The organism is Pseudomonadota bacterium, from assembly GCA_018817425.1.
Taxonomy (GTDB): Bacteria; Desulfobacterota; Desulfobacteria; order Desulfobacterales; family RPRI01; genus RPRI01.
The window spans coordinates 16,179-28,780 of sequence record JAHITX010000006.1 but is presented as its reverse complement, the minus strand read 5'-3'; the positions used below and the strand labels follow the sequence as shown (position 1 = coordinate 28,780).

Annotated in this window: 15 protein-coding genes; 2 read left to right on the top strand and 13 right to left on the bottom strand. The window is 34.6% G+C overall.

Annotated elements, in window-relative coordinates; all coding sequences use genetic code 11:
* Positions 1-310 (top strand): transposase (locus KKC46_01315; GenBank protein MBU1052448.1); only part of this gene is annotated, 310 nt, incomplete at its 5' end.
* A gap of 750 nt (positions 311-1,060) precedes the next feature.
* Here KKC46_01315 and KKC46_01310 read toward each other — a convergent pair.
* The 12 genes from KKC46_01310 to KKC46_01255 form a co-directional block, all read right to left on the bottom strand.
* Positions 1,061-1,405, bottom strand: coding sequence for a hypothetical protein (locus tag KKC46_01310; protein MBU1052447.1), 345 nt, complete (start codon positions 1,403-1,405; stop codon positions 1,061-1,063).
* An 8-nt stretch (positions 1,406-1,413) separates the two neighbouring features.
* The gene (locus tag KKC46_01305; GenBank protein ID MBU1052446.1) at positions 1,414-2,091 is read right to left on the bottom strand and encodes a YkgJ family cysteine cluster protein; all 678 of its coding nucleotides are present in this window, start codon (positions 2,089-2,091) and stop codon (positions 1,414-1,416) included.
* A 179-nt stretch (positions 2,092-2,270) separates the two neighbouring features.
* Positions 2,271-3,653, bottom strand: a complete 1,383-nt coding sequence (mnmE, locus tag KKC46_01300) for a tRNA uridine-5-carboxymethylaminomethyl(34) synthesis GTPase MnmE (GenBank protein MBU1052445.1) — start codon at positions 3,651-3,653, stop codon at positions 2,271-2,273.
* Between the two features lie 137 nt (positions 3,654-3,790).
* Positions 3,791-4,531 (bottom strand): Jag N-terminal domain-containing protein, encoded by a 741-nt coding sequence (locus KKC46_01295; GenBank protein ID MBU1052444.1) that lies wholly within the window; start codon positions 4,529-4,531, stop codon positions 3,791-3,793.
* A 15-nt stretch (positions 4,532-4,546) separates the two neighbouring features.
* The gene (yidC, locus tag KKC46_01290) at positions 4,547-6,208 is read right to left on the bottom strand and encodes a membrane protein insertase YidC (GenBank protein ID MBU1052443.1); all 1,662 of its coding nucleotides are present in this window, start codon (positions 6,206-6,208) and stop codon (positions 4,547-4,549) included.
* A 162-nt stretch (positions 6,209-6,370) separates the two neighbouring features.
* A complete protein-coding gene (gene yidD, locus KKC46_01285) occupies positions 6,371-6,595 on the bottom strand; it encodes a membrane protein insertion efficiency factor YidD (GenBank protein MBU1052442.1) in 225 nt (74 codons plus the stop codon).
* The gene (gene rnpA, locus KKC46_01280; GenBank protein ID MBU1052441.1) at positions 6,591-6,947 is read right to left on the bottom strand and encodes a ribonuclease P protein component; all 357 of its coding nucleotides are present in this window, start codon (positions 6,945-6,947) and stop codon (positions 6,591-6,593) included. Before rnpA ends, yidD begins: the two co-directional genes overlap by 5 nt.
* Positions 6,948-6,987: 40 nt before the next feature.
* Complete coding sequence (gene rpmH, locus KKC46_01275; GenBank protein MBU1052440.1) at positions 6,988-7,122, bottom strand: 50S ribosomal protein L34; 135 nt, start codon at positions 7,120-7,122, stop codon at positions 6,988-6,990.
* A gap of 149 nt (positions 7,123-7,271) precedes the next feature.
* On the bottom strand, positions 7,272-7,970 hold the full coding sequence (locus KKC46_01270; GenBank protein MBU1052439.1) for a phosphate ABC transporter ATP-binding protein: 699 nt from the start codon (positions 7,968-7,970) through the stop codon (positions 7,272-7,274).
* On the bottom strand, positions 7,967-8,848 hold the full coding sequence (locus KKC46_01265; protein ID MBU1052438.1) for an ABC transporter permease subunit: 882 nt from the start codon (positions 8,846-8,848) through the stop codon (positions 7,967-7,969). Before KKC46_01265 ends, KKC46_01270 begins: the two co-directional genes overlap by 4 nt.
* Positions 8,845-9,615, bottom strand: a complete 771-nt coding sequence (locus KKC46_01260; GenBank protein MBU1052437.1) for an ABC transporter permease subunit — start codon at positions 9,613-9,615, stop codon at positions 8,845-8,847. The genes KKC46_01265 and KKC46_01260 overlap by 4 nt, the downstream gene beginning before the upstream one ends.
* A 79-nt stretch (positions 9,616-9,694) precedes the next feature.
* A complete protein-coding gene (locus KKC46_01255) occupies positions 9,695-10,546 on the bottom strand; it encodes a phosphate ABC transporter substrate-binding protein (GenBank protein ID MBU1052436.1) in 852 nt (283 codons plus the stop codon).
* Positions 10,547-10,839: 293 nt separating this feature from the next.
* On the opposite strand from KKC46_01255, the gene KKC46_01250 reads away from it, so the two are divergent.
* Complete coding sequence (locus KKC46_01250; protein MBU1052435.1) at positions 10,840-11,499, top strand: ribulose-phosphate 3-epimerase; 660 nt, start codon at positions 10,840-10,842, stop codon at positions 11,497-11,499.
* 43 nt (positions 11,500-11,542) lie between these two features.
* Here the strand turns inward: KKC46_01250 and KKC46_01245 are convergent, their stop codons facing one another.
* Complete coding sequence (locus tag KKC46_01245) at positions 11,543-12,532, bottom strand: ketoacyl-ACP synthase III (protein MBU1052434.1); 990 nt, start codon at positions 12,530-12,532, stop codon at positions 11,543-11,545.
* Between the last annotated feature and the right edge of the window lie 70 nt (positions 12,533-12,602).

Sequence of the window (12,602 nt, the reverse complement as noted above, 5' to 3'; positions counted from 1 at the left end):
TAATGTCGCTCGTGTTCTTGATAAAGTTTTCGATACCGGCACGCAGAAGATCTTTTCAAAGATCGCGCAAAATGCCATCAACATATTCGATATCGATCCACAGCGGGTTCACTTTGATACCACATCCATCAATGTTTTCGGCGATTACGATGGTTATGAGCATCCGTTTAAAATCGATTACGGATACAGCAAAGATAAGCGGCCGGACCTAAAACAGTTTCTTGTTTCGATGCTCTGCGTGGACCGCAACATCCCTATTATCGGATCTTGTCAGGACGGTAATGCCTCGGACAAAACTTTAGCTTTCTGAAAGATCCGGTCATCGTCAACAGCATATTTTTGAAAAAGCCACAACGAATAGAAGTCCTTGGCCTGGTGCTGCTTATCGCACTACTTATATGGCGGCTAATGGAACGCTGCATGCGAAATTATATTGAAACCACCGGCACACAGATAACAGGCTGGAAAAAGAAACCGACCAAAAGGCCCACTTCTTTTATGATGACCACAAAGTTCCTAAGCATATTGGTAGTTAAGTCCGGTAACCAAAGACAATTAGCACGCCCACTGCGGCCGGTGCAAAAAGAATTTCTACAAGCATTGAATGTAACCTCTGATATCTTCACCACACCTTAAAGTGGGAACGAAAATGATCATTCTTCATTCAAAAAAGGTGTGGAAAGTCCGTCCTGTCATCGGATTCTAAATATATTTGCTCCTCTTAGTTGATATATTCTGGAACTCAAGACGGATCAGCCCCTTCAGAGCGTTTCAGGTTTTTCTGAACTACTTATAATGCGTATGGACTCCGATGAACCAAATTATGAAAACGATCAAAAAGATCCACTTAGGCATAGATCGCATCGGCAAACTGACGCACAAAATAATGAGAATTTCGAAATACAAGTTAAAAGGTTATATTTCGGACTATTTTGCTGGCGGACGGCTTTATGAGACTGTTTTCTATGAGACAGTATGGATTATATACAAGCAGGTTTGTTGCCAAAAGGCAGACTATAATTCGTGTTTGGCATATAAATTCACATCCGAACGAATAGATTTATTTTTCATGCCCTTCTTCTTTCATAAGCTTGCTGTACCAGATTGCAAATTCAAGCATCCCTATGTAGCGTTCATCATCATTAACTATACCCAGGCAAACATCAAGCACTCCTCTGCCATATTCATTACTGTATTGATCGGAGCTTCTGCTTTGTAAAAATTCTCTTACAAGCATTTGAGACGTTCGTTTTGTCTTATCTTTCCTAATGTCAATCGGGTCTTTCGGCAACTCAAACGGATCCCACTTTTCATACCCCTTGTTAACAATGTGTTTTTGTCTTCTAGGGGACATACTTTCAAAAATCGCTTTTTTTCTGAATTCCTCATCACTTAATTCAGACATTTTATCACCTATTCTTCTTTCTTTAAGGAATTGTTTTTATCCGGAACACCTAAAAACTCTTTATCAAATTCAGTCAAAATCGCCATGGATACGGGCATGAGCAATTCTGATAATTTTACATATCTAGTATTTATATGTTTAGCAAGTTCATCCGAAATTTCAAATAACTTATTATGAATTGCCTCCATATTTACTGTAGGATATTTTGCTCCTTCTTTAAAACCTGATTTCCCGCAGGTATGACCAATACCACCTATAGAAAAGGGTATCCCGTATAGTCTGCATGTTATCGGTCTGAATTCATAGAGATCACACTTGTCATTTTCATTTAAAAGTGGGCATCTAATTTTTTTAGTTGCTAAATCTTTTAAAATTTCATCTTCACTTGTTCCTGATTTAAAACTATCGTAAGCTTTCTTTTTTAATTTAAAAACCTCTCTGTCTGCTGTGTTTGCTATGCCTATAAGTTGTTCTCGCTTCCCACTATCAAGATTTTCTTTTATTTTATGATTTATATATAATGCTTCCACCAATGATAAATCAAAGAGAGCATAACAACAATCAGAACAATTTATTTTGCATTTTACGCATTCAGGATGGCTTTCGCTCACTTTATCAAACAGCTCATTTGCTAAAGTAACTATTGTTTCATATTTTTTAAAAAACTTTGTAAATTCTAAACTCACGCTTCACTCCTAAAATTTATTTTATTTTCATAACAGGAAGCAATTGATGCTTATAAATCGCATTTTCTACATATTTTATGTTTGGGACCAAAGATTATAGCTCGCTGTTTTATATTGATACTACCAAAACCGGTTTAGTCACATAATAATTATATTGTGAATATGTTTCATGTGAAACATTATTTGCCTATACAAAATCGGCTGAATATCTGGTTAAGAATATCCATTTTTATACTATTACCAATTACCAGGTTTAATGATTCAATCGCGCCTTTAAGATCTATTGATAATATTTCATACGCTTCTCCTGTTTTCATTCCTTCGCATACAGAGATTATGCTAACCAAACATTTTTCAAGAGCCGTTTTTTGTCTTAAATTAGGAATTATGGCTGAATGACTACAATCTATATTCTTAATAGCAGTTTCTTTAACAGTTTCTTTTAAAAATTCAACACCTGTATTGAATAATGAAGATACCCTTACACAAGGAAATGATTTTAACTCCTCATTTATTTCTACCAAGATACCTTCTTGTAATAAATCAATTTTATTAAAAACAACAACAAGTTGCTTCTTGTTAATAATTTCAAACAATTTTTTGTCTTCTTCTGTAAAAGGATTTTTTGCATCTATAACAAACAATATAATATCAGCATTTTTTATCTGTTCTTTAGCTTTTTGTATCCCTATTGATTCAATAGGATCTTTAGTATTATGCAAGCCGGCTGTATCAGAAATTATAGCTGTAAATCCGGAAATCATAATGGTTTCTTCAATTATATCTCTTGTTGTTCCAGGTATAGAAGTAACAATTGCACGGTCTTTTTTTAGAAGCCTGTTCATTAGACTAGATTTGCCAACGTTAGGCCTTCCAGCGATCACCAGCTTCAAACCCTCTCTTAAAACATGTCCTTCATCATATCCTGATATCAACTCGTTTAATTTATTTATTACATTTTTTTCGATATTTTTAATATCTGTATCAAAACTTAATGATTCCAAATCATCAGGAAAATCTATTCCTGCTTCAACTTTAACAATAATATTGTTTAATACATTTAACATTGTTTCAACACAATTTCTTAAAAGCCCATCCACCTGTGTATTAGCAATTTCAAGGGCTTTTTTGTTTTTTGCATTAATTATATCAATGATAGCTTCAGCATGTGTAAGATCTATTCTACCGTTGATAAACGCTCTTTTAGTAAACTCCCCTGGTTCTGCAAGTCTTGCACCTTTATTAATTACAATATTTAATATTGTCTTAAGCAGAAATATTCCTGAGTGTACGTTTATTTCAACAACATCTTCTCCGGTATACGAATGCGGAGCAAGCATGATAGATAAAAGAACTTCATCAAGGGCTTTTTGACTATCAGGATCAATTATGTGGCCATGATAAAGTTTGTGAGATTCATTAAGAATATAATTTTTATTCCTGCCGGATTTTTTAAATATTAACGAGGCTATATATTTGGCATTTTCCCCGGATATTTTAATAATCCCAATCCCGCCACTTCCAGCAGGTGTTGATATAGCAGCAATAGTATCATTATTCATCGATCATCGCTTGCTGATCTTGTATGATTTTCTTTATGGAAGGAAGCATACATGCATAGAGCTTTGCACATGACATATTTAAATAAAGATTTATATAGCGCTGTAGTTATAAACATTGAAACAATTATTATGATCTACTATTTTTCTTTTACGGAACGTTTCTTTTTTGGAAAAATAACAAGTTTTTTAATAAAACCATCTCCAACGCTATGGGTTACAACATTATTATTTTGTTTTAAAGCAAGATGGATCATTCTTCTATCATAAGCATTCATTTGTCCCAAAGACACAGGCTTTCCATTTTCCATTACTTTCTCAGCCATTTTTTCGGCAAGTCTTGTAAGTTTTAGACGTTTTTTATTTAAATATCCTCCAATATCAACCGTAATATTTTGTTTAGCACAATTATTTTTTCTTACTACTTTTTCAATTAAATATTGAATAGCATCTAGTGTTTGTCCACGTTTACCAATAATAACCGCTGGGTTAGAACATTCAATTTCGTAATATACTTCATTTTTTTCGACTTTAACCGATGCTTTGGCATCATCATTTATAATGTTTATAATTCTATTTAATATATCAAGCCCTTTTTCAATATAAAGATTTTCATTTTTTTCATCACATACTATAGAATCTATAGGTTTTTCATCGATAATATTTTTTTCTTTTTTTATTTCTTCTTTGGTTTCTATTTCCACATCGGGAATTGTTACTCTGATTTTTGCTTTTTTTGTTCCAACAAGACCAAATATACCGCTTGAACCATATGAAATAACGTCGTGTTTTAATTTATCTTTTGTTATATTCAGTTCCTTACACGCTTTTTCTATTGCCTTATCGACATTTGGCCCATCAATTTCCATATAATGGGGCATATTACTCCTCCCTATCTAAGCCGTTTTCCGTGAAATGATATGTTGCTGAAGGATTGATAACACATTATTAACAAGCCAATATAATACCAGACCTGCAGAAAAATTTATAAATATTACAGTAAATATAATCGGTAAAAACATCATCATTTTTGCTTGGGCCGGATCTCCGACCGCAGGGGTCATTTTCTGCTGTATAAACATTGTTGCACCCATAATTATTGTCAAAACAGGTATACCGTATGGCGGTTCCATAAATGGAACAGAAAATCCAAAGTGAAAAAGCCTGTCGGGAGCCGCAAGATCTTTTATCCAAAAAACAAAAGGAGCATGTCTTAATTCTATAGTTTCATAAAGCATCCTGTAAAAAGCAAAAAACACTGGCAGCTGAGCTACCATAGGAAGACATCCTCCCATAGGATTAATCTTATACGTTTTATATAAACCCATCAATTCTTCATTCATACGTTTTTTGTCATTGCCATATTTTTCTTTTAGTTCTGCAAGCAATGGTTGAATTTTTTTCATTTCATTCATGGATTTATAACTTTTTGATCCTAAAGGCCAAAACAATACCTTAAACAATACTGTAAGAATAATTATAACAACACCGTAGTTTGGTATAACACCATATAAAAAATTCATTGCATATAAAACCGGTTTTGCAAGAAAATCAAACCATCCAAAATTAACAGCTTTACTTAAATCATAACCAAGAGTTCCAAGAAGCTTTAAGCTTTTCGGTCCAAAAAAAAGATTAAAATCAATTTGTTCCTGAACGCCTGGGCGGATTTCTTTTTCAGGAAGTAAATATTGCGCCTCATAATGACCTTTCTCCTTATCTTTCATATACAGCCGCATAGTTGCTTCCATAGGTGTAATTGGAATAACAGCTGACATAAAATAGCGATCCTGCGCAGAAACCCATTTTATAGTTCCAGGATAATTATTTTTATCTTCAATGTTTTTGAGTTTTATTTGTTCAAGACTACCATTAATTAATGCAGTTGGACCTTCAAAGCTATTTGTATTTTTAACCCCTGCATCATAGCTTTCCAGAGAAATAAAAAGTTTATCTTTTATTAATTCTGAAGATTGATTTATAATATTTACTTTTAATCCGACTAAATATGTATCTGCTGAAAACTGATATTTTTTCTCAATAATAATACCTTCAGGAGATTTCCAGTAAAATTTTATTTCTTTACTTCCCTGATCTAACACTATATTTTCAAAACCTATATCTGAAATATAATTAGCATTTTCAATACCTGCCACGCTTTTTCCATCAAACCCGACTATAACAGTCCCGTTTTTTATATCTTTTGATATTAATTCCTTATTTGGAGAATCAACGTCAATAGTCTCATTATATTTTAACAATTTAAAACTTGTAATTGCCGCATTTTTTTCATTTATACTCACCGAATATAAAGGTGTTTTTATATTAATAACTCTCGCAGGTTTCAATTCTTCATAGGCTGGCGTATCAATCTGTAAATATTTTTTATTTGATTTAATAATATTATCAGATGTTGAGGATTCTTTTTCATTTGTTTGTTGTACTTCAACGATTTCTGCGACAGGTTTTATGTCTTTTGTATCATCATAAAAATGATTCCAAACTAAAAAGACAACAAATGAAAGTGCCACTGCAATTATAAAACGAGACTGTTCCATTAAAACCTCCCTGTTACCGTATGGAACCTATGTTTATATGAATTTCTACAAATATTATTACATATCTGCAAAAACATGAGATATTTTTTAATTTTTACCATCAGGGAATAAAACATGGTTGAAGGATGTTCGTGCATGATATTACAAAGAGGTCTATCCACTTCATGTAATGTTCTTTTTTGGTACCGGATCAATTCCGCCCGAATTATAAGGATGACATCTAAATATTCGCTTAACAGATAGAAAGCTTCCTTTAATTAAACCATGCTCCTGTATGGCAATAAAAGTATATTCTGAACAAGTTGGATAAAAGCGACAAGCTGGTCCGATAAAAGGAGAGATAACTGTCTGATAAAATCGTATTGAAAAAAGAACTATTTTCTTAATTATCAAAACCTTCCTCTATTTTCTTAAATATTTCATGTAAAGATAAAAACATTTTTTCTGAAGATATGTATACCGATTCTTTGTTTGCTATTATGTTTATATCCCAATTATAATTAAACTTGCTTTTATTTACACGAAAAAACTCACGAACATACCGCTTTAATCTATTTCTTTGAACAGAATTTCCAGTTTTTTTTGTAACTGTCAAACCAAGCCGGCATTTACCCGTGGATCCTGGAAAATATATTGCCGTAACATATTTATTTTTTGTTCTTTTTCCTTTTTTTGATAATTCAATAAATTCGTGGCGTTTTAAAATTCTGTCCGTTTTTATAAAGTTTTGCAATTGCATTATTTACGATTATTTACTTGTTTTCACCGTTAAATAAGCATTAAACAGATAAACGGGACCTTCCCTTAGCTCTTCTCTTGTTTATAATGTTTCTCCCCTGTTTGGTTGACATTCTTTTTAAAAAACCATGTGTTCGAACTCGTTTTCGTCTGCTCGGTTGATATGTTCTTTTCATAACCTGTATATCCCTATTTGCTTATTAATTGTTTTCTATCCTAACCCGAACTGTCTTTTAATATACGCTTTAACTAACAGTAACAGTTTATCATAAGCTGTTAGATAGAACATATATATCAGAAGGTGTCAATATAAAAAGGAGTGCTTTCATTCTGTGGAAAGTTCCATGGTTATGTCTGCAATTCGTTTTATCTGTTCCATACTATGTGATACTAATAATATTGTGCATCTGTCTTTTAGTTCCTGTAAAAGGGTTTCTATTTTTCTGCTGGATTTTACATCAAGAAAAGAGGTTGGTTCATCCACCAGAAGAATTTCCGGTTCAAAGACAAGAGCTCGCGCTATACAAAGACGCTGTTGTTGACCTCCGGAAAGAGACCGTGCATCATCTTCCAATCTATCATTTACTTCTTTCCAGAGATATACTCTTTTCAAAACATCTTCCACTTTTTTATTAATATGCAGCTTATCTTTATATCCGGATAGTTTTAAAGGAAAAGCCACGTTTTTATAAATACTCATAGGTAAAGGATTCGGTGTTTGAAAAATCATTCCCACAGACCTTCGTAATTCAGGAAGGGGCACAGATTTGTCATAAATATTTATCCATTCTCCTTTTAAGCGGATATGCACATCTCCTTCCATTCTGGTATAAGGTATAGTTTCCCATAACCGGTTGAATATTTTTAATAAAGTAGATTTGCCCTGGCCGGAAGAACCTATAACGGCAAAAATAGATTTCTCGGGAATTTCAACAGAAATTTCCTTTAATACCTGTTTTTGGTTATAATAAAATGAAAGGTTTTTGGTTTTGATAATACAGCTTTTTGAGTTAGTATCTTTCATGAGCGGTACAACATTTTTTCTATCATAATATTCTTTATAAAAAATGCTATCAAGAAAAGGCCGGCGCATATCAATAGCAGAATAATAGCAGCACCATAACCGGTTTGAAGTTCGTCCGAATTTATATACTGGGAAGATATGTAATAAATATAAAAAGGAAGGGCTTCATAACTTTTCATAAGTGATTTTGGAATCCCGGCAGTTGCAACTACTCCGGTTAACATAATAACGGCAGTATCTTCTGCACATCGGCCTATCGCAAGAATCACTCCGCTTGCAATTCCTGAAAGTGATCTTGGCAATAAAACGTAAAGAATATTTTGCAAGGTATTTGCTCCCAGGGCTGGAGCTGTTAAACGTACATCTTCCTCAATGTTTTCCATAGCAAATTGTGTGGTACGAATAAGATATGGAAGTACCAGTATCGCTAGCGACATAGCTGATATTAGCAAACATGGATAAAATTCATTTATATAGCGATGCAGCAAGATAGATAAGGAAAAACCAAAAAGCCCGATTACAATCGATGGAATGCCTGCTAAAATATCATAAAAAATACTTAAAAAAGTTTTTGTGTTTTCCTTCCCGTATTCAGCGAGATAAATTCCTGTGGCAATGCCAACCGGAGTTGCCATACCAACAGCCAAAATAACCAACGATATCGTTCCAACAATAGCAGGAAATAAACCGGAAAAAACCTGTCGGCGAAATAAAAGTGCGTCTGCCGGCGGGACATCACCGAAAATCAATGAAAGATTCAGTGAACCCCATCCATTAATAAAAAGAAAAGCTATTATAAGAAAAACCGAGGCTATCAGCAGTAACCCGCTAAACCATGCAAAACAATTAATACTTATTTCTAAAAAACGTTGCTTCACTTATCTTTTAAACTCTCTTTTCCAAGAAACCTTACAAGCACTATTAATAAAGTTGTAAACGTATATAAAACGAGGCCGCATGTAAAAATCGACCTAAATTCATTACTGTCAAAATCGGCTGCAATTACAAGGGCAATATGTGAAGTCAATGCGCGGGCCGAATCAAATATACTATCTGGCACAGCCACAGCATTACCGGCCAGCATTAAGGCAATTAATGTATCACCCATAGCTCTTCCAAGAGATAGTGTCAATCCGGATAGAATACCCCTCCAGGAACAAGGAAGAATTACATATATCAGCTTTTGAACAGCACTTCCTCCAAGAGCGTCAACTGCAGCAGTATATGATGGTGGTATATTTTGAAACGATTCTGTAAAAATAATAATCATTGTCGGCGAAATAACCATTGCCAGCATAAGAGAAGCGGAAAGGATATTCATGCCGGTTCCGGCTTCAAACATTTCCCTGATAAAGGGCACCAGAAGAAACACTCCTACGAACCCATAGATTACAGTTGGAATTCCTGTCATCATTTGGATTATTTTTTTAAAAAAATTTGAAAACGCTGGAGGGGCAATAACCGAAATTAGCGCTGATGAGCCAAGGCATATGGGAAAGGCCCAGCATAGACTTAGCAATACAATTAAACCCGTGCCTATCAACATCGGATAAATACCGAAAACTCCTTTTTCCGGATTCCACGGGCTTTTAATTAAGCTAAAAAAGAGCCCGCCTTTGAATAAAGGCAGGCTCATAATCATCATAAATACAAAAACCAAAATTGTTAAAGCAGCGCAAAAAACAGCAGCAACAACAAAACTTTTTTCTATCAGCTTTCCTGATTTATTCACTTTTTACCGAGATAAATCCTTGTTTTACTACAATTTGTTGTCCATCCGGTGTAAACAAATAGTCTATAAACTTTTTTACAATGCCCTGTGGATCTCCTTTGGTATTGCTATAAAGACCACGAGCAATCTTATAAGATCCGTTTTGTACATTTTCTTCATTTGGTAAAATGCCATCTAAACTAACCGGTAAAACACTTTCATCAATATGACCAACAGAAACATAGCCAATGCCATATGGGTCATTTGCTACAGCAGATTTCATAGCACCGTTTGAAACAACAAAATTAGCTTTCTTTGAGATATCTCCCTTGTTCAGTCCTTTTTTCCAAAAGACTTCGCGTGTGCCGCTTGAATTGTCTCTAGTATAAATATTTATTTTCTTATCAATTCCACCTATTGATTTCCAATTATCAATTTTTCCTGAAAAAACATCAACAAGTTGTTGGCTTGATAAGCTTTTGACTGTATTTTCAGGATTTACGACTACACCAACACCGTCAATAGCCCATTTAAACATTTTCAGGTTGTATTTGCTTATTTCCTCATCTTTTGGCTTTCTACCGGAATTACCTATATCAACCAAACCTTCTCCAACCTGTTTAATTCCAACCCCTGATCCGCCGCCGGCAATACTTATATTGATATCATTGTTATAGGTTATGATTTTTTCGGCTACGGTTTTCATTACAGGAATATGGGCAGTTCCCCCTGAAATTTTTATTTCACCCTTTTCGGCATTAAATATATCAAGAGCCCCGGCCCAGGAAAAAGATGCCATGCAAAAAATAAGCAACACCAAGAACCCGATCAGATAAAACTTGCGCTCAATTTTAATATTTATCATGTTTTTCTCCTTTTTTTGGAACAATAATTTCAGATGTATTTCAAAAAAAACTTTTCTATTGATGGGCTATTTACACGTCCATCTGTATCATACGATAAAAATGAGCGTCCAATTGAAAATTGCTATATTGCCTCAATGTCAAATAGAATAAATCGATATTCTCATACTTTTTTAGTATATTTGATTCCATAAGGATAAAATCTATTGACTTTTTTTAATTAAAAAAGGAGATAAATTAATCATAATATAATGCCAGTTGTTTCACTTAACAAAATTATTATTTTGGAGTAATCATGAAATTAATAGCGCCCTCTATACTATCGGCAGATTTTTCTAAACTTGGGGAAGAAATACAATCGGTTGAAAAAGCCGGGGCAGACTGGATTCATGTTGATGTAATGGATGGACATTTTGTCCCGAATTTAACTATGGGCGCTCTTGTGGTCGAAGCTGTAAGACCAATTACATCACTTCCCGTAGATGTACATCTCATGATAGAAAATGCAGATAGATTTATCCCTGATTTTGCAAAAGCCGGCGCTTCTCTTATTTCTGTACAAGTTGAAGCCTGCACACATTTAAACAGAACTGTTCATCTTATAAGAGAACATGGCGCAAAGCCCGGTGTAGCCTTAAACCCGTCTACTCCCATTTCAACTATTGAATGGGTACTCGAATATCTTGATTTTGTACTAATTATGAGTGTTAATCCCGGTTTTGGGGGGCAGTCTTTTATAAAAAACAGTCTTTTGAAAATAAAGACTCTTTCAGATATTATAAAGGAAAAAGGGCTTTCTACGCTTATCCAGGTTGATGGGGGAATAAACAAAGAGACAATCGCTGAAGTATCTGCCGCAGGTGCTGATGTATTTGTAGCAGGTTCGGCTATTTTTGGCAGCAAAAACTACGGGGAAACAATCGCTACGTTCAAAAAAATATTAAAAACTTCTTAGGAAGTAATTTGCTTCTCGAACACTTTGAAGTTATAAAAAATTATCAGAAGCACCATCTCAACACCGTTCCTCCCCATGTAATACCAGCACCAAAGGTGATTAACAGCACATAATCATCTTTTTTTATAAGCCCCTTCCTGTTTGCTTCATCAAGAGCAAGCGGTATGGAAGCAGCAGATGTATTCCCATATCGATCTACGTTTATATAAATTTTTTCAAAAGGAATGCCCAAGCTTTGAGATGTTGCCTGAATAATACGCAAATTAGCCTGGTGCGGCACCAACATTGATATGTCTTCAACGGAAAGGCCGTTATGCTTCAAAGCATGTTTTGCTATTTCTGTAAGAGAATTTACCGCCTTTTTGAAAAGTCGGTTACCATCCATAACCAAGTAACTTGATTTAGGCTTAAGCCCTTCAAGGCATTCAGGGATATAAGTATTCCCTTCCTTACTATATAATAACTCCCATAGAGTACCATCCGATTTAAGATGGCTTGAAAGGATGCCTTTTTCCTTTTCGCTTGCTTTCACTATTACTGCACCTGCACCATCTCCAAGAAGAATGCATGTCCCCCTATCTTGCCAGTTAAGAATCGTAGAAATCCTATCGACTCCTATTGCAAGAACCGTTTTGCATGAACCTGAACGAATTGCATTTTCTGCTACTGTTAAAGCATATAAAAATCCGGAACAACCGGCAGAAACATCAAATGCGGCAGCATTTTGGGCACCTATAATTTGTTGTACCATACAACCGGCAGAGGGAACGAGTCTATCTGCTGTAACCGTGCCCACAACTATCATGTCCAATTCTTCGGGAGAAACTTTTGCCATTTCCATAGCTTTTTTTGAGGCCAGCGAGGCCAGATCTGCGGTACCTTCTCCGTTTTTCAAAGATATTCTACGTTCCTTAATCCCTGTTCGACGAATAATCCACTCATCTGAAGTTTCTACAAACTCTCCGATCTCATTATTTAATAGAGCTTTCTCAGGAAATGCGGATCCAGTTCCTATTATGCATGCATTAAACATATATTTATAATTACCCCTATAAAAAATGTTACAATTCTTGAAGAAATTGCTATAATAAATGAAGCAATTC

Excerpts from the sequence above, each read along its gene's own strand:
- KKC46_01310 (MBU1052447.1), bottom strand. The coding sequence starts at position 1,405 with ATGTCTGAATTAAGTGATGAGGAATTCAGAAAAAAAGCGATTTTTGAA.
- mnmE (MBU1052445.1), bottom strand. The coding sequence starts at position 3,653 with ATGAATAATGATACTATTGCTGCTATATCAACACCTGCTGGAAGTGGC.
- KKC46_01295 (MBU1052444.1), bottom strand. The coding sequence starts at position 4,531 with ATGCCCCATTATATGGAAATTGATGGGCCAAATGTCGATAAGGCAATA.
- yidC (MBU1052443.1), bottom strand. The coding sequence starts at position 6,208 with ATGGAACAGTCTCGTTTTATAATTGCAGTGGCACTTTCATTTGTTGTC.
- rnpA (MBU1052441.1), bottom strand. The coding sequence starts at position 6,947 with ATGCAATTGCAAAACTTTATAAAAACGGACAGAATTTTAAAACGCCAC.
- rpmH (MBU1052440.1), bottom strand. The coding sequence starts at position 7,122 with ATGAAAAGAACATATCAACCGAGCAGACGAAAACGAGTTCGAACACAT.
- KKC46_01270 (MBU1052439.1), bottom strand. The coding sequence starts at position 7,970 with ATGAAAGATACTAACTCAAAAAGCTGTATTATCAAAACCAAAAACCTT.
- KKC46_01260 (MBU1052437.1), bottom strand. The coding sequence starts at position 9,615 with ATGATGATTATGAGCCTGCCTTTATTCAAAGGCGGGCTCTTTTTTAGC.
- KKC46_01255 (MBU1052436.1), bottom strand. The coding sequence starts at position 10,546 with ATGATAAATATTAAAATTGAGCGCAAGTTTTATCTGATCGGGTTCTTG.
- KKC46_01250 (MBU1052435.1), top strand. The coding sequence starts at position 10,840 with ATGAAATTAATAGCGCCCTCTATACTATCGGCAGATTTTTCTAAACTT.
- KKC46_01245 (MBU1052434.1), bottom strand. The coding sequence starts at position 12,532 with ATGTTTAATGCATGCATAATAGGAACTGGATCCGCATTTCCTGAGAAA.